Here is an 18,418-nt window from a genome sequence, read left to right as displayed (position 1 = left end):
TTGAACAACGGTCACGGGGGGCCGCGTGGAGGGGCTGATGACGGTCGCGAAGGTCGAGCCACCGCTCGTCTGGCGAGCCGGCCCCCGCATGCCCGGATGGGTGCGGTCCTACCGTCTCCAGGCGCTCGGGGCCGATCTCGGCTGCGCGGTGGCGGGGGCGATGCTGGCCTTCGTCGCCAGGTTCGGCGAGCTCACGCCCTACGCCACGCCGTACATCCTGCTCAGCCTCGCGCTGCCGCCCGTGTGGGTCTGCGCCATGGCGCTCAACAGGGCCTACGAGCCTCGCCTGATCGGCATCGGCTCGGAGGAGTTCCGCAGGGTCGTCAGGTGCGGGATGGCGCTGACCGCCGCCATGGCGATCTGCGCCTACGCCACCAAGACCGAGGTCGCGCGCGGCTACGTCGTGCTGGCGCTGCCGTTGACGACGCTGCTCACCGTGCTCTTCAGGTACGCCCTGCGCCGCTCGCTGCACCGGCGCAGGGCCGAGGGACAGTGCATGCACAGGGTCGTGGCGGTGGGCCACGAGGCGGGCGTCGCCGAGCTGGTGAGCAGGTTCCGCAGGGAGCGCTACCACGGCATGGAGATCGTGGCCGCCTGCCTTCCTGACGACACCGCACGAAGCAGGGTGGGCGACGTGCCGGTGGCGGGCGGCTTCGCCGACGTGCCGCTGGTGGTGGCCCAGGTCGACGCCGACACGGTGGCGGTCCTCGCCTGCCAGGAGATGGACGGCCTGGCGCTGCGCCGCCTGGCGTGGCGGCTGGAGAAGACCCACACCGAGCTGGTCGTGGCGCCCGCCCTGATGGAGGTGGCGGGGCCGCGCACGACCATCCGCCCCGCCGCCGGGCTGCCGTTGCTCCACGTGGAGCACCCCGAGCTGGCAGGGGCCAGGCAACTGGTGAAGAACGTCTTCGACAGGGTGGTGGCGGGGTTGCTCCTCGTGCTGATCGCGCCGTTACTGCTGGGGCTGGCGCTCGCCGTCCGCGTGAGCAGTCCTGGGCCCGCGCTGTTCAGGCAGACCAGGGTGGGCAGGGACGGCAGGCTCTTCACCATCGTGAAGTTCCGCACGATGCGGCAGGACGCGGAGCGGATGAAGGTGGAACTGGTCAGCGACGCCGACGGCGTGCTGTTCAAGGTGCGCGACGATCCGCGGGTGACGGCTCTGGGGGCGCTGATGCGCCGCCACTCCCTCGACGAGCTGCCCCAGCTGATCAACGTGCTGTTCGGTCACATGTCTCTGGTCGGTCCCAGGCCCCCGCTTCCCGAGGAGGTCGCGCAGTACGGCGACGACGTCCGCAGGCGGCTGCTGGTGCGCCCGGGGCTGACGGGGCTGTGGCAGGTTTCGGGCAGGTCAGATCTGTCGTGGGAGGAATCCGTACGCCTCGACCTGCGTTACGTCGAGAACTGGTCCCTCATGCTGGATCTGCAGATCCTGTGGAAGACTTGGTCGGCCGTCGCCCGCGGGCAAGGAGCTTACTGATGACGATTCGCGACGACCACGCCCTCGCCTCCGACCTGGCCACGGAGGCGGGAGAGCGGCTGCTCTCGCTGCGCGGGCGCGAGGGCTTCGAGCATCCTCCCGCCCTGAGAGCCGAGGGCGACAGACAGGCCCACGTCTTCCTGACGGAGGCGCTGGCGCGGCTGCGGCCCAGCGACAGCGTGCTGTCCGAGGAGGCCACCCGCGAGGAGCGGGAGGATCCGGCCAGACGTACTGCCGAGCGGGTGTGGATCGTCGATCCGCTCGACGGCACAAGAGAGTTCGCCGAGGAGGGCCGTGAAGACTGGGCGGTCCACGTCGCGCTGTGGGAGCGCGGCGAGCTGGTGGCAGGAGCGGTGGCGCTGCCCGCTCAGGGCCGCACGCTGTCCACGGCCGAGCCGCCCAAGCTCCCGCCCTACGAAGGCGGCAGGTTCCGCATCGCGGTCAGTCGCACCAGGCCGCCCGAGTTCGTGCAGAAGCTCGCCTACCTCGCCGGGGCCGACCTCGTGCCGATCGGTTCGGCGGGGGCGAAGATCTCCGCCGTCCTGACGGGTGAGGTCGAGGCGTACGTGCACGCGGGCGGGCAGTACGAGTGGGATTCCGCCGCGCCGGTGGCGGTCGCGCTCGCCTCAGGGGCCCACGCGAGCCGAATCGACGGCTCCGAGCTGGCCTATAACCAGGAGGACCCCACTCTTCCGGATATCCTTGTTTCCCTACCGGAGCTGGCGCCAACGTTGCTCGCCGGGATCCGCGACCTGCACCGCTAATGCCGGAGGAAGCCCCCATGCTTCAGCGCGACTACACCACGTCGCAACTCGACGTTCTCGAGGCCGAGGCCATCCACATCATGCGTGAGGTGGCGGCGGAGTTCGAGCGCCCGTGTCTGCTCTTCTCCGGTGGCAAGGACTCCATCGTGATGCTGCGCATCGCGGAGAAGGCCTTCTGGCCGGCGCCGATCCCCTTCCCGCTCATGCACGTCGACACCGGGCACAACTTCCCCGAGGTCATCGAGTTCCGTGACCGTCGCTCCGCCGAGCTCGGCGCCCGGCTGGTGGTGGCCAGCGTCCAGGACTCCATTGACGCCGGCCGCGTCACCGAGGAGACAGGGCGGCGCGCCTCGCGCAACCGCCTGCAGACCACCACGCTGCTCGACGCGATCGAGGACCACGAGTTCGACGCGGTCTTCGGCGGTGCCAGGCGCGACGAGGAGAAGGCCCGCGCCAAGGAGCGGGTGTTCTCCTTCCGCGACGAGTTCGGCCAGTGGGACCCGAAGAACCAGCGTCCCGAGCTGTGGAACCTCTACAACGCGCGCATTCGCAAGGGCGAGCACATCAGGGTCTTCCCGCTGTCGAACTGGACCGAGCTCGACATCTGGGACTACATCCGCCGCGAGGGCATCGAGATCCCCTCGATCTACTTCGCGCACACCCGCAAGGTCTTCGAGCGCGACGGCATGCTGCTGCCCGACGACCTCGTGGTGAGCAGGGGCGACGACGAGCCGCTGTTCGAGGCGGTGGTCCGCTACCGCACGGTCGGCGACATGACCTGCACGGGCGCGGTGCAGTCGGCCGCCGCGACGGTCGAGGAGATCATCGAGGAGATCGCGGCGACGAGGATCACCGAGCGTGGCGCGACCCGCGCCGACGACCGGGCCTCCGAGGCCGCGATGGAAGACCGCAAGCGCGAAGGCTACTTCTAATGCCGACGTCCACGCCACGCACGGCACACCCACGGAAGACCGGCTGCGTCAGATACAAGGGCTACCTCTAAAAAATGGACATTCTTCGTTTCGCCACCGCCGGGTCCGTCGACGACGGCAAGTCCACGCTGATCGGCCGCCTGCTGTTCGACTCCAAGGCGATCTTCGAGGACCAGCTCGAGGCGGTCGAGCGCACCTCGCGCGATCGCGGCACCGAGTACACCGACCTGTCGCTGCTGACCGACGGCCTGCGGGCCGAGCGGGAGCAGGGCATCACGATCGACGTGGCCTACCGCTACTTCGCCACGCCCAAGCGCAAGTTCATCATCGCCGACACCCCAGGGCACATCCAGTACACCCGCAACATGGTGACCGGCGCCTCCACCGCCGATCTGGCCATCATCCTGATCGACGCGCGCAAGGGCGTGCTGGAGCAGTCGCGCAGGCACGCCTTCCTCACCTCGCTGCTGCGGGTGCCGCACCTGGTGCTCGCGGTGAACAAGATGGACCTCGTCGACTACTCCCAGGAGCGGTTCGAGGAGATCCGCGAGGAGTTCACCGCCTTCGCCTCCAAGCTCAACGTGGCCGACCTGACCTTCATCCCGATCTCCGCGCTCAACGGCGACAACGTGGTCTCCCGGTCGGAGAACATGCCCTGGTACCAGGGCACCTCGCTGCTGCACCACCTGGAGAACGTGCACATCGCCTCCGACCGCAACCTGGTCGACGTGCGCTTCCCCGTGCAGTACGTCATCAGGCCGCACAAGACCGAGTTCCACGACTACCGCGGCTACGCGGGCCAGGTCGCGGGCGGCGTGCTGAAGCCCGGTGACGAGGTGCTGCACCTGCCGTCCGGGCTGGCCACCAGGATCGCCTCGATCGACACCTTCGACGGCCCTGTCGAGGAGGCCTTCCCGCCCATGTCGGTCACCCTCCGCCTGGAGGACCACATCGACATCTCCCGCGGCGACATGATCTGCAGGCCGAACAACAAGCCGCAGGTCGCCCAGGAGCTTGAGGCGATGGTCTGCTGGATGGCCGACGGGGTGAAGCTGGCGCCGCGGTCCAAGCTGAGCATCAAGCACACCACCAGGACGGCCAGGGCGCTGGTGCGTCAGCTGCACTACCGGCTCGACGTCAACACCCTGCACCGCGACGAGGGCGCGACCTCGCTCGGTCTGAACGAGATCGGCAGGGTGTCGCTGCGGGTCACCCAGCCGCTGTTCGTCGACGACTACGCGCGCAACCGGATGACCGGTGGGTTCATCCTCGTGGACGAGTCCACGAACACCACGGTCGGCGCCGGCATGATCGTCGACGCCAGAGCGTAGTCAGGAGCGTTCCCCAGGGCCGTGGTCGGTGACCACGGCCCTGTCGCGTTCCTTAGGTAGATCCTTTGTCGTTCACTGACGCTTTGATTACTCTCCGCGCTAACGTCTCCACGGTCCGTATTCACCGCGCACCGCCGGAGGCATACTGTGACCGACCGGGTGATCTTTCTGGGTGGGCTCGGCCGCAGCGGCACCACGCTGCTCGAGCGCCTCCTCGGCGAGCTGCCAGGGGTCGTGCCGCTCGGCGAGGTGGTCCACCTGTGGGCCCGCGGCGTCGTCGCCGGCGAGCTGTGCGGGTGCGGCGAGGCGTTCCCCCGGTGCCCGTTCTGGCGCGAGGTCGGCGAGCGGGCCTTCGGCGGCTGGTCGCGCGAGCTGGCCGAGCGGGTGCTCTGGCTGCGCCGCAGGGTCGATCGCACCAGGCGCATCCCCGCCGTCGGCCACCCCGACCTGGCCGAGTACGTCGCCGCCTACCGCAGCGTCTACAACGCGGCGCTCCAGGTCGCGGGCGGCGCGGCCGTCGTCGACTCCAGCAAGCACGCCTCGCTGGCCTTCTGCCTGGCGGCAGGGGGCGTGCAGCCGCACGTGGTGCACGTCGTGCGCGACCCGCGCGCGGTGGCCCACTCCTGGCGCAGGACGGTCCCGAGGCCCGAGGACGGCAGCCACATGACCCGATGGGGCGCCATGCGCACCTCCCTGCACTGGAGCGCGCAGAACCTCGCGATCGACCTGCTCGCCGCGCGGGGGGTCGAGGTGACCAGGGTCCGCTACGAGGACCTGCTCGCCGACCCCCGCGCCACGCTGACCGACCTCGCCGAGCGCCTCGGCCTCGACACGAGGCTCGGCTTCCTCGACGGCACCACCGTCAGCCTCGGCCGCGCGCACACCGTCTCGGGCAACCCCATGCGGTTCGCGGTCGGCCAGGTCGAGCTCTCCCACGACGACGCCTGGCGCGGCGGCCTGCCCGCCGTCCAGCGCGCCGTGGTCTCGGGCCTCACGGCCCCTCTCATGACCAGGTACGGCTATCGCGGAGCGGCGGCATGACTCCTTCGGTCGGCGTGGTGATCCCCACGACGGGCAAGCGTCCGGAGCAGCTCAGGGCGGCCGCCCGCGCGGTGCTCACCCAGGACTATCCGGGCAGGATCGACCTGGTCGTCGTGGTCGACGGCGGCGATCCGATCGCGGTGGCCGAGCAGATCGCCGACGTGGTCGCGCCCAGGTCGAAGGGTGACGAGCCGCACTGCGTGCGCGTGCTGCCCAACCGGCTCAGCCCCGGCCTGCCAGGCGCCCGCAACACCGGCATCGCCGCCTCCGACACCGACCTGGTCGCCTTCTGCGACGACGACGACGTCTGGCTGCCAGGCAAGCTCGCCGCGCAGTCGGAGGCGCTCGGTCCTGGCGCCGACTTCTCCAGCTGCGCCATCGAGGTCGAGTACGGCACGCGCCGCGTGCCGAGGCTCGCGGGCCTCACCCAGGTCACCAAGGCCGACCTGGTGCGCTCGCGGATGGTGATGGTGCACTCCTCGACCTTCGTGTTCAGACGCGGCGCCTACTGGGTCGACGAGAGCGCGCCCATGGGCCAGAACGAGGACTGGGACCTCGCGCTGCGCGCCGCCAAGCGGCAGCCGATCGCGCACGTCGACCGTCCGCTCGTCCGGGTTCGCTGGGGCGCGTCACAGTACGTCACCAAGTGGGCCGACCGCATCGCCGGGCTGGAGTGGATGCTCGCCCGGCACCCAGAACTGGCCGTGGATCCGCGCGGCGCGGCGCGGATCTACGGTCAACTCGCCTTCCACCACGCCGCGATGGGGCGGCGCAGGGAAGCGGGCAGGTGGGCGCTGCGCACCTTCGCCGCCAGGGCGGGCGAGCCCCGCGCCCCGATCGCGCTCGCCGTCGCCGCGGGGTTCGTCTCCGCTCCGGCGGTGCTCTCGCTGCTGCACGACAGGGGGCACGGCATTTGACCGCCGGCCTGCCCTCCCGCCCCGCGAGGGTGACGGTCGCGGGGGTCCCGCTCGATCCGTTCACCGAACAGCAGACGGTCGAGTGGGTGGCCGCCGCTCTGGAGGCGGGTGAGGGCGGACACCTCGTCACCCCCAACGTCGACATCTGCCGCGCCGTCGCAGGCAACCCGGCGCTCAGGGAGCTCGTCAGCGCCGCCGACGTGGTGGTGGCCGACGGCATGCCCCTGGTGTGGGCCTCCAGGCTGCTGCGCCAGGCGCTGCCCGAGAGGGTGACGGGAGCCGACCTGATCTGGTCGCTCAGCGCGATGGCGGCGCGTGGAGGCTGGCCGGTCTACCTGCTCGGTGCTCCTCCCGGAGTGGCCGCGAGAGCGGCGTGGGAGCTGGCCGACGGCTGTCGCGGGCTGCGGGTCTGCGGGGTGGACGCTCCGCCGTACGGGTTCGACAGGAGCGAGGAGGGCGTCGCGCGCGTGAGGGAGAAGCTGGTGGAGGCGCAGCCCAGGATCGTCTTCGTGGGTCTCGGCTTCCCCCTGCAGGACAGGCTGATCGCCGGTCTGCGCCCCCACCTGCCCCACACCTGGTTCGTCGGGTGCGGGTCGGCGATCGCGTTCGCGGCGGGGTCGGTCGCGAGGGCGCCGCTGTGGATGCGGCGCACCGGCACCGAGTGGCTGTTCCGCCTGGCCAGCGAGCCGGGACGGCTGGCCAGGCGCTACCTCGTCGACGACGTGCCCTTCGCGACCAGATTGCTGACCAGGTCGCTGCTGCTCAGGCGGTGAGCGCCCGCACCCTGTCGATCTCGTCGGTGGTCAGGCGCTCGCGGTAGGAGCTCAGCGCCTGGCTGGAGTCCATGGGGCGGTAGGCCGTGCGTGAGAGGCCCGACCAGGCGAAACCGCGGTCAGCCTCGCCGCGGGCCGTGCACGCGCGCGTGATGCGGCGCTCGGCCGCCGCCGTCCAGCGCAGGCCCGCCACGTCGTACAGGCGGCGGAAGCCCTGAAGGGGTGAGCGCGCGAGCTCCTCGTAGGAGACCACGGTGATGCCCTCGGTGCGCGCCAGAAGGGAGCGCGTGACCCGCCACAGCGCGCACACCTTGGCGATGCGGTCCTGGGAGCCGGCCAGCGCGCGCAGCTCCTCCATCTCCGGGTGGTCGCGGACCAGGAGCGGCTGCTCGAGCAGCTCCTCGAGATGGATGGTCCAGCCGAGCCGGGTCCACGAGCCGACAAGAGCGACGGGGTCGCGGACCAGCGCGATCACCGTGCAGCCGAGCCGCCCGGCGAACCAGCCGGAGGAGAGCACGGCGAAGGGGTCGTCGAGCAGCGCCCGCCGTCCGGTGAGCCTGCCCCAGGTGAAGGCCGAGCCGTAGCGGGCCAGCCTGGCCAGGTCGTACGGCGAGCGGTTGGCGCGCAGCTCGGCGAGGAAGCCGTAACGCAGCGCCGTGGTGTCGCGGAAGGCCGGCAGCCAGCCGGCGGAGTTGTCGTCGCAGATGTACTGGAAGCGGTGCGTCACCGAGGCCCGCAGCACGCCGGGGCAGCGGCCGGGCGGGTGCTGGGGGTTAAGCGGCTCGTTGACGTAGACCAGCTCGCCCGAGGCGGTCAGCATCTTGCCCGCCCAGCTCGTGCCGCTGCGGGGCAGCCCCGTCACCAGGATCGGCGTCATGCGGTCGCCCACGACCTGAAGCGGAGCGCGGTCAGGCTGTGGCGGCCGAAGGGACGCAGGCCGTAACGCTGGTGGATCTGCCAGAGCGGCAGCAGGTTCTTCACCAGCACCCCGCCGGACCAGCCCATGGCCGCGCCGAGCGCGCCGTGCGCGGGGATCAGCGCCAGGTCGAGCAGCACGGTGACGGCGACCGCCGCCACGAGGTTGGCGAGGCTGGCGGAGGTGTGGCCCGCCGAGATGAGGACCACGTCGACCATGCCGCACGCCGTGGCGACCATCATCGTCCCTGCCAGGACCAGCGCCACGGGCAGGGCCTCGTCGTAGCCCGTGCCGAAGATCCGCAGCAGCCACGGTGCGAGCAGGGCGTAGCCGAGCCAGACCGGCCAGGTCAGCAGCACCAGCCACATGGTCGTCACCTGGTAGAGCTCACGGGCCCTCGGCAGGTCGCCCTCGGCCAGCGCGCGCACCAGGCGGGGCTGGGCGGCCTGGGCGAGCCCCTGGCTGGCCAGCTGACCGACGACCTTGAACCTGGTGGCGGCGGTGTAGATGGCCGCCTGGGCCGGGCCCGCCAGGAGGGCCACGATCACGATGTCGAGGCGCTGGAAGAGCGCCTGGATCGCGCTCGCCGCCGACCTCGGCGCGGTGTGCCGCCACAGGTCGCGCGCCGTTCCCGGCAGGTACGGCGTGCGCGGCACCCGTCGGCGCAGGCTCAGCGCCGCCAGCGCCGCCACCACCAGGTACGGCGCCGCCCACGCCCCCGCCAGCGTCTCCTGCGGGTACGGCAGCGCCGCGGCGGCCACGACGGCGACCAGGGCGAGCTGGGCCACGGGCAGCAGCATGCCGTCCAGCAGCACGGTCGTCCGCATGGAGCCGAACCCCCTGGTCGCCGCGAGCAGGATGTCGGTCACCACCATCAACGGCAGCGCCAGCGCCAGCGGACCGAGCTGTGGATACAGCACCACGCCCGCGACCGTGGAGAGCACCGCCCCAGGGGTCACCGCCGCCCTGACATAGCCGGAGATGCCGCGATAGTCGTAGGTCTTGGCGCGGGCGACGAAGAAGATCAGGCCGTTGCCGGCGTCGAGCTTGGCGATGCCCGCGACCATCAGCGCCAGCGCGACGGCGGTGAAGAACGTGCCCGCCTGTTCGGCGCTGAAGGTGCGGGTCACGATCACGACCAGGAGGAACTGCGCCAGCGCGCTCACCCCTGCTCCGGTGACCCCCGCCAGACCCGCCCTCGCCACCCGCCCGAGCCTGCCGCCGCTCCCCGTGGCGCGTCGCGCGGGCGTCACCGGCGCCACGAGGGGTCACCGCCCAGCCACGGCACGAGTTGCGTGTCGTACACCTCGAAGTGCTCCATCAGGGTCTGGCGCACCGACTCGGGAAGCGGCTTGGGACGGGAACGCCCGTTGTGCCGCTCGAAGGCGGGGTTGCCCATGTGGGGCATCTGCAGGAACTCCAGCACGCGCGCGTAGGTCCGCTCGGGCTCGGCGAAGAAGCGGTGGCTGTCGATCACGAGGATGCGCTCGCGACCGAACAGCGGCTCGAGCCTGTCGAGCTGCTCGGCGTAGCGTCCGCGGGCCAGGTAGGCGTGGTGGCGGTGGGAGTGGTGGACGGAGTGCGGCTCGGCGCGCAGGCGTTCCTCGGCCCCGGCCAGCCGCCTGACCTCCAGCTCCACCGCGTACTCGAAGTGCGACTCGGTCTCATAGCCCCTGGCCAGCTCGTGGGAGTGGGCCGAGAAGGCCCGCTCGACGGGGTCGCGCACCAGGACGATCAGCTTCACCCCTGGCAGGTCTCTGGCGATCCTTTCGCCGGCCAGCGGGTGGTACAGGTAGTAGGGGGCCGACTCGAAGGCGAGGGGCTGCCTGCCGTACCTCTTCCTCAGCAGCGCCGCGCCCACCTTCAGCGGGAAGTGCCCCTGGTACCAGGAGATGCCCTTGCCGTAGCCGACGTCGAAGTAGTGCACCCCCTTGTGCAGCACGGGCTTCAGCAGCAGCGGGTGCTGGGCGAGGGCGCGGTAGAGGGAGGTGGTGCCGCAGCGCTGTGCGCCCATGATCAGGAAGGACGGCAGCATCCGGCCGCCCGAGGTCAGCCGTCCCGTGGTGCGCGAGACGGACAGGACCGAGTGCTTCATGGCGTTCACGTGAGCAGCTCCTGATGATCGACAAGCGGGTTCAGCCAGTTCTCAGGGGGGCCTAGGGGCTCGTAGCCGTCGGCGGCGTGCCGGTCGGCGAGCGCGATGAGGTAGCGGATCACGGTCAGCCTGGCCTGCGCCGACGACAGGCCGAGTGGCGCGAGCACCCGCACCGACTGGGCGAGGCAGGCCTTGGCGGCCTGGTCGGGCGGCATACGGCGCAGCGCGCGCTGGAAGAGGTGGTGGGCGGCGTCGAAACCTGGAGGGACGCCCACCTCGTAGCGCTCCCAGTCCCACACGTGCAGCCGCCCGTCGCCGGTCGGAGCGATGTTCCACGGGGACAGGTCGCCGTGCCAGGCGGGCCCCGCGTGCCCGCCGGTCGCGGCGATCTCCTTGACGGCCGAGATGAGCAGGGACGACGCGACCCTGCCCCTGCGCACGGGCAGCGCGGACATCGCCAGGACGGCCAGGCCGTTCCACATCCCGTGGTGCAGCACGATCGGTGGCACCACGGTCTTGAGCGGCAGGTCGGCCAGCCTCTTCAGCGTGGCGGCCTCGTTGGTGATGAGGTCGCGGGACTGGGGCGTGTCGCCGATCTTCACGAAGGCGACACGCTCGCCGTCCGCGTGGAGCTCCAGGATCGGCTTGCGGTTGGCTCGGCGGGCGGGCCGTACGTGGAGGGTGGCGCGCACGGGCGTGCCGAACACCTCGCCCAGATGGGTCTCGATCGACCCCTCGACCGGCAGCATGACCTTCGGCCCGAACGCACCGTGCCACCAGCGGCGCGGCGTCAGACGCCGGGGGAGTACGGCATGCGGCAGCAGGCTGTAGGGGTGTGGCGCGCCGGGCCCCGGATAGAGCAGGCGGACGGTCTGGCCGAGATAGCGCAGCCTGATGCGGGCATCACGCATGAGCGTTCCTCCACAGGAGGGCGAAGGAGATGAGGTAGAGGCTGAGCGGCGTGACCAGGCCGTCGTAGACGAACATGTAGAGCAGCACGAGGAGCATCACGAGCACCCCCGCCAGGCCGATCGGGCTGCGATCGGGCCAGTGGCGGCGGATGGCGCCGACGAAGAAGGCGACGTAGAGCGCCGCGCCGACGAATCCCTGCGTGATGATCAGGTGCCACAGCTGGCCGTCGCTGCCCAGCGGAGGGTGTCCGCACTCGGTGCACCAGTCGGTCTTGCCGGTGGTGATCGTGCGGTGGTTGCCCATGGCGTTGCGGGTGTTGCCGTAGCCGATGAACGGTGAGCCGCCCGCCGCCTCGACGGTGGCCGAGACGGTGAAGGCTCTGATGTCGTTGCTGTGCGGGTTGTCGATCCGCTGGGTGACCAGGGCGGCCAGGGGGCTGGCGGCGAACACCGCCGCGCCCACCAGCCCCGCCGCGCAGATGGCCAGGCGGGTGCGCCCGCCGACCCGCACGACCAGGTAGAGCGCCGCCAGGCCGAGGCCGATCCACAGGCCGCGGTTGAGCGAGTAGACGACGGGGACGGCGGCGGCCGCGATGAGCAGCACCGCCACGGCCTTCCTGCGCGGCCCGCCGTACACCCACCAGCCCACGACGAACCAGACGAGCAGCACCGACAGGTTGCTGCCCCAGGCGTTGGCCCACTCGAAGGGCGCCTCGGGGCGAGGTGAGGCGTGCCCGAGCACCTTCTGGATCTGGGCGGCGGTGGGGTGGATCAGGTTCTGGACGAAGGGGTTGCCGCCGATCCAGCCTGGCAGGACGCGTTCGAGCGGCGAGGTGAAGGCGAAGCTCGGGAAGAGCACGCCGAGCAGCCCGCCCGCCACGGTGGTGAGGAAGAGCACGCCGAGCATCCGCACCAGGCGCAGCTGCGGCAGCTCGCGCTCGGTGAGGTTGCCGAGGTAGAGCACCATGACCATGAGCGAGAGGTAGAGCGCGAGGCGCATGACGTAGCCGATGATCCTGCCCGCGCCGAACTCGCCGTAGGTGTCGGGCGGCATCTCGGTCAGCATCAGCGCGCTGACCACGTACCCGGCGAGCAGGAGCGCCCACAGCCCGAGGCCGCGGGGCACCCTGATCGGACGCCTGCGCCACAGGACGTACGCCATGGGGAAGGCGAGGACGATCACCGCGAGGCCGCCGAAGCCCAGCGCCCACCACACGGGATAGCCGACCAGCAGGGCCGCGATCGGCCATGCCGCCCGGCTCCGCGTGGTGGGGGCGTCGGGCAGCCTCACGTGTCGGACACCTGTGGAATCGGCGAGGTGTCGGCCGCCTCGGTCCTCCTGACCTGCTCCGTCGCGTTCCCGCGGGAGGCGGCGACACCTGGCTCCCTTCCCGCGGAGCGGCCCGGCGCCTTCCCCTGGGAGATCCCTGACGACTTCCCAGAAGAGAGGATGTCGCCCGTGACCGGGCTCATCCCGTTGACCGGCCTGCCCGTCACCCCCTGCCGCGGCGAGGGAGGACCGGCGGCCGCGCCGTCGGGAAGGGCGGGAAGCGGCCCCACGGACGCGGGACCCGCAGGCGCGGACCCGCCGGAAGCGTCCCCCACCGGCGCGCCTTCCACCGGCGCGCCTTCCACCGGCGCGTCTTCCACGGGCGTGTTGCTCGGTGACGTGTGGTTCACCGCCGCACGCCCGGTCTCTGTCGCCTCGCGAGCGGCCGCCCTGGGCCGTCCACGGGCAGGGCGCGGGGTCTTCGGGGAAGCGGAGGCCGCGCTCCCTGCGGCGGCCCCGCCGCCGACCGTCACCGCTCCGATGATCGGCACCCCGTGCCGTTCCAGACGCCGTACGGCCAGCGAAACATCCCCCGCCCGAGCCGCCGCCAGCCCGACGACCAGCAACGCGCCCTCCGCCCTGGCCAGATCCCCCACGTCGGACCCGTCGAGCAGCTCGATCCGCGCGCGGCCCCCCAGCGGCTCGACCGCCGCGGTGCCCAGCGAAGGGGGCACCGCGCGCACCAGCAGCGAGGGGCCAGGGCAGGCCGCCACGACCGACGAGGCCAGGTCGTGCATCACCGAGGGGTCGGCGGGACCCGACAGGTCCGCGAGCACCGGCAGCCCCGTCAACCGCTCGACGTCGCAGGGAGCGCGCAGACTCGTGTCGAGCCTGTCGCGGCCGTAGGCGGCCGCCGCGCCGACGAGCAGTCCGAGCATGAGCCCGCTGCCCAGGTGGAGCGGCAGGCTGGGCGAGCTGGGCGAGGTCGGCTCGGCCGCCTGGCTGATGACGTAGCCGGGCGTCACCGCGACCGTCTTGAGCGCGTCGTACTTCATGGTCAGGCTGTAGACCTGCCTGCTGAGCACGTTCTGGCGCTGGCCCGCGATGGTGTGCTCCGCCGTGCCCTTGCGCAGCTCGGCCACCTCCTCGACCGCCTTGGCCATGCTCTTGTTGACCTGTTTCAACTTGGTGAGCAGAGCCTTGAGCTGGGTGGTGAGCGCGGCCTGCGCGGTCTCGGCGCGGTGGGCCAGATAGGCCTGGGCATAGGCGCGCGACTGGGCCGCGGCCCTGGCCGGGGTGGTCTCCGTGACGGCGATGGACAGCACGGCCGAGTTAGGGGGGACCGTCACCTCGGCGGGCGAGGGCGTGGCCTTGAGCAGTGCGGCGGCCTTGGCCGCGACGACCGCGGACTGGGCGATCTGGGCCTCGGTGTCGAGGTTGAGCGCCTCGCGCTGCCTTCCCGTCACCTGGTTGGGCTGCTCCTGCACGCCGGTGGCGGCCACGAGGACCTGCGTCGTGGCGGTGTAGGAGGGCGGGGTGAGGCGCAGCAGCGTGGCGCCGCCGAGCACGCCGGTGACAAGGCAGAGCAGGAAGACGACCTTGCGCCTGCGGAGCAGGGAGACGTGCTCGGCCAGGTCCACGCCAGAGCGGTGCGGGTGAAGGTCCGGCGACATGAAGAGCGTTCTCCCTGTAGTCGCGACGCGACTGTGAGTGACTGGGGTCTGGTCACTATAGGGGCGACGAACATTTCCCGGCTGAATAACGAAGATTTTCGCCGCTCACCCGGATCAAATTTCGCGAATTAATAAGAAATGTCGGTGTTGTGACCTGAGAAGTTCGCGACACCGCAGGTCGCGGGCATGGCAGGGTATTCCGCATCACGGCGAGGGCGGGAAAGACTTATGGAGGGGAGTGGAGGCGACTTGCGTCTCAGAAAAGCGACGGCCCTGATACTGCTCGCCGCGTTGCCGGCCTGTTCCCAGGCGTCGGGCACGGCGAGAAAGGCACAGACCGACACGCACACCGAAGCGAGGGTCAACGGCCTGCTCGGCATCGCCGAGTCACCGGCGTGCGCGGTGACGGCCAAGCTCATCCCGTCCTGCGGGGCGTGGTGGGGCATCGCGCCGGAGATCTTCACCGGGCTCCCGCCCGACCGCGCGCTGGCGGGGGCGGAGGAGCGGATGGGCCGCGCCGCCGACATCCTGCACGTCTACCACAGGTCGAACGAGCTGTTCCCCAACGACAGGGAGGTCGCGCTGGCCCGCGACCCGTCCCACCGGCGGCTGCTGCTGATCAACTGGAAGCCGTCGTTCGACGTCACCTGGGCCGAGATCGCCAAGGGGGCGCTCGACAGGCGCATCGACAGGCTGGCCGACCACATCAGGCAGACCTTCCCCGAGCAGTTCTTCCTCACCGTCCACCACGAGCCTGAGGACGACGTCAGGGCGAACCCCGGCTCGGGCATGACGGCCACCGACTACGCCGCGATGTTCCGCCACGTGGTGCAGCGCCTGCGAGAGAAGGGGGTGAAGAACGCGGTCACGGTCATGACCTACATGGGCGCGCCCAACTGGGCCTCGCAGCCGTGGTTCGAGCAGCTCTACCCCGGCGACGACGTGGTCGACTGGGTGGCGATGGACCCCTACGCCGACGCCAGGGTCCGCGACTTCGACGGCCTGGTCAACAAGACCAGGAAGGATCACGCCCGCTGGCCTGGCTTCTACCGGTGGATGCAGTGGCGCTTCCCCGGCAAGCCCATCATGGTCGCGGAGTGGGGGGTGTTCGGCGACGAGCGCAAGGCCGCCTTCTACGATTCGGTGCGCCGGCAGGTCAAGCGCTATCCGCAGATCAAGGCGCTGGTCTACTTCGACTCCCCCCGCGCGCCGAGGGGCGACACGAGGTTCGACACCGACCCGAGCGCCGGGCGGGCCTTCACGGCACTCGCAACCGATCCTCACTTCTCCGCGACGAGCGTGCCGCGACCATGAGCCCGGCGCCGCCGAGGAGCACGGCCCCGCCCACGATCCAGAGCGTGGCGGTGTTCCCCACGCCGAGGAGCTTGAGCGCCGAGGCGAGCAGCACCACGGCGAGCAGGGCCCTGATCGGGCCGTTCGGGGCCCACGCCGAGACCCGGGCGCCGAGGTAGACGCCGGGGATCGAGCCGAGCAGCAGCGAGACGGTGAGGTCGAGCTGGAAGTCGCCGAAGAACAGGTGGCCGAGCGCCGCGGCTGAGACCAGGGGCACCGCCTGCACCAGGTCGGTGCCCACGAGCTGGTTGGCCTTGAGGGCGGGGTAGAGCGCGAGCAGGGCCACGATGATGAGGGAGCCCGACCCCACGGAGGAGACGCCCACGACCAGCCCGCCAACTGTACCGACCAGTACGGTCGGAATTGGGCGCACGACAATGTCGCGGGCGCTCGACGAGCCTCCCTTGCCGCCGAGCCACGCCTTCAGCACCAGCCCGGCGACGGCGAGCAGCAGCGCGATGCCGAGCGCCGTCTTCACCGCCTGCTGGACGGCGGCGCCTTCACCGAAGGCGCGCACCAGGAAGACCCCGCTGAAGGCGGCCGGCACCGAGCCCAGGCACAGCCAGCCGACCAGGCGCAGGTTGACGGTGCCCCTGCGCAGGTGGACGACCCCGCCGACCGGCTTCATGATCGCGGAGGCGACCAGGTCGCTCGAGACGGCGGCCAGAGGGGGGACGTTGAAGAAGAGCATCATCATCGGCGTCATGAGGGCGCCGCCGCCCATGCCGGTCAGTCCGACGATGATCGCGACCAGAAAGGAGCCGACCACCAGGGGAAAGTCGATCAACGTACCCATCCTCCGCTTCGGAGCGTGTCGAGGACGCGGGAGACTGCGGCCTCGATCGAGATGTGCGTCGTGTCGATGACCAGGTCGGCGTCGTCGGGCTCCTCGTAGGGGTCCGACACGCCGGTGAACTCGGGGATCTCGCCCGCGCGGGCCTTGGCGTACAGGCCCTTGCGGTCGCGCCGCTCGCACTCCTCCAGCGGCGTGGAGACGTGCACCAGCAGGAAGTCGGCGCCCACCGACTCGACCGACTCCCTGACCTCGGCGCGGGTGGCCTCGTAGGGGGCGATGGGGGCGCAGATGGCCAGGCCGCCGTGCCTGGCGGCCTCGGTGGCGACGAAGCCGATGCGGCGGATGTTGAGGTCGCGGTCGGACTTGGAGAAGGTCAGGCCCTTGGACAGCAGGTGGCGCACCACGTCGCCGTCGAGGTAGGTGACCGTGCGGCCGCCGAGTTCGAGCAGCGCGTCGCGCAGGCCCCTGGCGATCGTGGACTTGCCCGAGCCCGACAGGCCGGTGAAGAAGACCACGAGGCCGCGCCGGTGCGGAGGGCCGGGCAGCGTGACGGGTTCGGGACCGGCCAGGTGCTCGGCGGCGCCGTAGGCGGTGGCGACGTGCTCGCGCAGCTCGAGATCGATCTCCTTGTCCTCGCGCGGCGCGAGGGGGACCGAGACCACGAGCGTGCCCTCGGGCAGCTTCTCTCGCGCCTTCAGCGCCGCTCGCACGAGCGCGGGGCCGCCCTCGCCGTACGCCAGGGCAAGCAGCAGGACGGTCGCGTCGAGCTCTTCGGCGACGGCGATGATCTCCTGCGTGCTGAGGTCGTCGAGCGGGCCTCGCATGGTGACGGCGAGTGTGGGACGGCCCGCGAGCTCCTTGCGGACCGCGTCGGGGGAGCGGCGCAGCCTGGCGAAGGGGCCGTGCTCGACGGCGCCGAGCGCCTCGAGCGGCCCGGCGACCAGCCCGTCGTGGCCACTCTCCGTCACCGTGAGGACGGCGAGCGCCGCGCCCTCGGGATCGAGCAGCGTGATCCGGTCGCCCGCCTGCGCTCCTGGCACCCGCAGGGTGACGGGCGCGGGCCACGGGGTGCCGTCGGCGAGCGCGCCGTGCGCCTCGACCTCGTGCAGGTCGTCGTGTCCGAGGAAGCCGGTCAGTGGATGGAAGGCCCCGGAAAGGAGCAGCTCCAGGTCGGCGAGCTCGCGCTGGTCGGGGGTCCACTGGAGGTTCGCCGTCATCGCTCCACAATTCCGATCGACTTAGTCGGATTACCTTACCCCGTCATATCAGCCGGGCGAAATGATTGTGGGGCTTCCTGATGACCATCGTCACCTCGTCGTAGGAAGAGGTGAACCTGCCGCGCGAGAGCTTGTCGACCACCCGCACGACGGCCGAGCCGATGCGTCCCCGCGCGGGGCCGCTGACGGTCGTGACGTCATCGGTGATCATCAGCCCGCGCATCAGGCAGAAGGCGTGCATGCCCTCGCGGGAGGCCACCGGCTCGTAGACGGCGGGCAGCGGTCCCGCGATCTGCTCCCTGACCTCGGCCCGCACGAGGCGCCGCCACAGCAGGCGGCGCAGCCACGAAGGGGTGAGGCGGTCGCACAGGCCGTAGGCGGTCGACCTGTCGCGCATGCGCAGCAGCAGCAGCCCGCCGGGGCGCAGGCCGTTGAGCATGCGGTCGAGGACGAGCTCGGCGTGCTGGATGCGCTCGATGACGAACGTCACCTGGATCACGTCGAACGAGCGCGGCGGGATCGGTACCGAGCGCAGGTCGCCGAGTGTCCACGCGTGGAGCTCGGTGCGGCCGGGCATGAGCGCCCTGACCGCGGGCAGGTCCTCGTCGACACCCGTGACCTTGGCGCCGAACCTGTCGAGGTAGGGCGGCGGGTCGTGGGCGCACCCTGCGACGAGCAGGTCGATCCTGCGCCCCAGTTCCTCGCTCCCCTGCTCACGGATTCGCTGCTCGAAAAGGTCGCCTCTGTGGGCGACCGACCGCACGTCAGCCATGTCACCCAGGGTAATCACATCAACCCGATCCGTTAGGTATTTCCATCGGAGCGGCCCCTCCCCAGGTGGGGCAGGGGGATGCGGGGCGGAGGGCGTGCGGCTGCAGCGGTGGAAGTACTCTGGACGGGCAGACCCCCGCGACCTCACCCGGCCGGGGGTAGTCGTGTTGCCGCCGTGGGG

General features: G+C 71.1%; 17 protein-coding genes. 8 read left to right on the top strand and 9 right to left on the bottom strand.

The window, feature by feature from the left end; all coding sequences use genetic code 11:
* Nucleotides 1–37: 37 nt before the first annotated feature.
* The 7 genes from ABFX50_RS10425 to ABFX50_RS10395 all read left to right on the top strand — a co-directional run bounded on the left by ABFX50_RS10425 (nucleotide 38) and on the right by ABFX50_RS10395 (nucleotide 7,235).
* Nucleotides 38–1,477 (top strand): sugar transferase, encoded by a 1,440-nt coding sequence (locus ABFX50_RS10425; RefSeq protein WP_346145365.1) that lies wholly within the window; start codon nucleotides 38–40, stop codon nucleotides 1,475–1,477.
* Nucleotides 1,477–2,241, top strand: a complete 765-nt coding sequence (locus ABFX50_RS10420) for a 3'(2'),5'-bisphosphate nucleotidase CysQ (RefSeq protein ID WP_346145363.1) — start codon at nucleotides 1,477–1,479, stop codon at nucleotides 2,239–2,241. Before ABFX50_RS10425 ends, ABFX50_RS10420 begins: the two co-directional genes overlap by 1 nt.
* A gap of 17 nt (nucleotides 2,242–2,258) precedes the next feature.
* Entirely contained in the window at nucleotides 2,259–3,173 is a 915-nt protein-coding gene (gene cysD / locus ABFX50_RS10415; protein ID WP_183655102.1) for a sulfate adenylyltransferase subunit CysD, read from the top strand.
* 74 nt (nucleotides 3,174–3,247) lie between these two features.
* Nucleotides 3,248–4,504 (top strand): sulfate adenylyltransferase subunit CysN, encoded by a 1,257-nt coding sequence (gene cysN, locus ABFX50_RS10410; RefSeq protein ID WP_346145361.1) that lies wholly within the window; start codon nucleotides 3,248–3,250, stop codon nucleotides 4,502–4,504.
* A gap of 162 nt (nucleotides 4,505–4,666) precedes the next feature.
* On the top strand, nucleotides 4,667–5,545 hold the full coding sequence (locus ABFX50_RS10405; RefSeq protein WP_346145701.1) for a sulfotransferase family protein: 879 nt from the start codon (nucleotides 4,667–4,669) through the stop codon (nucleotides 5,543–5,545).
* Complete coding sequence (locus ABFX50_RS10400) at nucleotides 5,542–6,462, top strand: glycosyltransferase family 2 protein (protein ID WP_346145359.1); 921 nt, start codon at nucleotides 5,542–5,544, stop codon at nucleotides 6,460–6,462. The genes ABFX50_RS10405 and ABFX50_RS10400 overlap by 4 nt, the downstream gene beginning before the upstream one ends.
* Nucleotides 6,459–7,235: a WecB/TagA/CpsF family glycosyltransferase gene (locus tag ABFX50_RS10395; protein ID WP_346145357.1), complete on the top strand. Its 777-nt coding sequence runs from the start codon at nucleotides 6,459–6,461 to the stop codon at nucleotides 7,233–7,235. Before ABFX50_RS10400 ends, ABFX50_RS10395 begins: the two co-directional genes overlap by 4 nt.
* Here the strand turns inward: ABFX50_RS10395 and ABFX50_RS10390 are convergent.
* From ABFX50_RS10390 to ABFX50_RS10365, 6 genes are read right to left on the bottom strand one after another with little or no spacing between them, the layout of a single operon-like run.
* The gene (locus tag ABFX50_RS10390; RefSeq protein ID WP_346145355.1) at nucleotides 7,225–8,124 is read right to left on the bottom strand and encodes a sulfotransferase family protein; all 900 of its coding nucleotides are present in this window, start codon (nucleotides 8,122–8,124) and stop codon (nucleotides 7,225–7,227) included. The two genes, ABFX50_RS10395 and ABFX50_RS10390, sit on opposite strands and share 11 nt — an antisense overlap.
* Entirely contained in the window at nucleotides 8,109–9,404 is a 1,296-nt protein-coding gene (locus ABFX50_RS10385) for a lipopolysaccharide biosynthesis protein (RefSeq protein WP_346145353.1), read from the bottom strand. Before ABFX50_RS10385 ends, ABFX50_RS10390 begins: the two co-directional genes overlap by 16 nt.
* Nucleotides 9,401–10,246 carry a sulfotransferase domain-containing protein gene (locus tag ABFX50_RS10380; protein ID WP_346145699.1) on the bottom strand — a complete coding sequence of 282 codons (846 nt, stop codon included), beginning with the start codon at nucleotides 10,244–10,246 and terminating at the stop codon, nucleotides 9,401–9,403. The genes ABFX50_RS10385 and ABFX50_RS10380 overlap by 4 nt, the downstream gene beginning before the upstream one ends.
* Before the next feature lie 5 nt (nucleotides 10,247–10,251).
* Nucleotides 10,252–11,157 carry an RIO2 family protein gene (locus ABFX50_RS10375; protein WP_346145351.1) on the bottom strand — a complete coding sequence of 302 codons (906 nt, stop codon included), beginning with the start codon at nucleotides 11,155–11,157 and terminating at the stop codon, nucleotides 10,252–10,254.
* Nucleotides 11,150–12,448 carry a hypothetical protein gene (locus ABFX50_RS10370; protein ID WP_346145349.1) on the bottom strand — a complete coding sequence of 433 codons (1,299 nt, stop codon included), beginning with the start codon at nucleotides 12,446–12,448 and terminating at the stop codon, nucleotides 11,150–11,152. The genes ABFX50_RS10375 and ABFX50_RS10370 overlap by 8 nt, the downstream gene beginning before the upstream one ends.
* Nucleotides 12,445–14,100 carry a Wzz/FepE/Etk N-terminal domain-containing protein gene (locus tag ABFX50_RS10365; protein WP_346145347.1) on the bottom strand — a complete coding sequence of 552 codons (1,656 nt, stop codon included), beginning with the start codon at nucleotides 14,098–14,100 and terminating at the stop codon, nucleotides 12,445–12,447. Before ABFX50_RS10365 ends, ABFX50_RS10370 begins: the two co-directional genes overlap by 4 nt.
* A 249-nt stretch (nucleotides 14,101–14,349) precedes the next feature.
* On the opposite strand from ABFX50_RS10365, the gene ABFX50_RS10360 reads away from it, so the two are divergent.
* Nucleotides 14,350–15,414 (top strand): glycoside hydrolase family 26 protein, encoded by a 1,065-nt coding sequence (locus ABFX50_RS10360; protein WP_346145345.1) that lies wholly within the window; start codon nucleotides 14,350–14,352, stop codon nucleotides 15,412–15,414.
* On the opposite strand, the gene ABFX50_RS10355 is transcribed toward ABFX50_RS10360, so the two are convergent.
* From ABFX50_RS10355 to ABFX50_RS10345, 3 genes are read right to left on the bottom strand one after another with little or no spacing between them, the layout of a single operon-like run.
* Entirely contained in the window at nucleotides 15,359–16,240 is an 882-nt protein-coding gene (locus tag ABFX50_RS10355) for a sulfite exporter TauE/SafE family protein (protein ID WP_346145344.1), read from the bottom strand. The two genes, ABFX50_RS10360 and ABFX50_RS10355, sit on opposite strands and share 56 nt — an antisense overlap.
* Nucleotides 16,237–17,466 carry an adenylyl-sulfate kinase gene (gene cysC, locus ABFX50_RS10350; RefSeq protein ID WP_346145342.1) on the bottom strand — a complete coding sequence of 410 codons (1,230 nt, stop codon included), beginning with the start codon at nucleotides 17,464–17,466 and terminating at the stop codon, nucleotides 16,237–16,239. The genes ABFX50_RS10355 and cysC overlap by 4 nt, the downstream gene beginning before the upstream one ends.
* Nucleotides 17,467–17,509: 43 nt before the next feature.
* Complete coding sequence (locus ABFX50_RS10345; RefSeq protein ID WP_346145340.1) at nucleotides 17,510–18,238, bottom strand: methyltransferase domain-containing protein; 729 nt, start codon at nucleotides 18,236–18,238, stop codon at nucleotides 17,510–17,512.
* Between the last annotated feature and the right edge of the window lie 180 nt (nucleotides 18,239–18,418).

The organism is Nonomuraea recticatena, from assembly GCF_039533245.1.
Lineage (GTDB): Bacteria > Actinomycetota > Actinomycetes > Streptosporangiales > Streptosporangiaceae > Nonomuraea > Nonomuraea roseola.
This window is presented reverse-complemented; position numbering and strand designations above follow the sequence as displayed.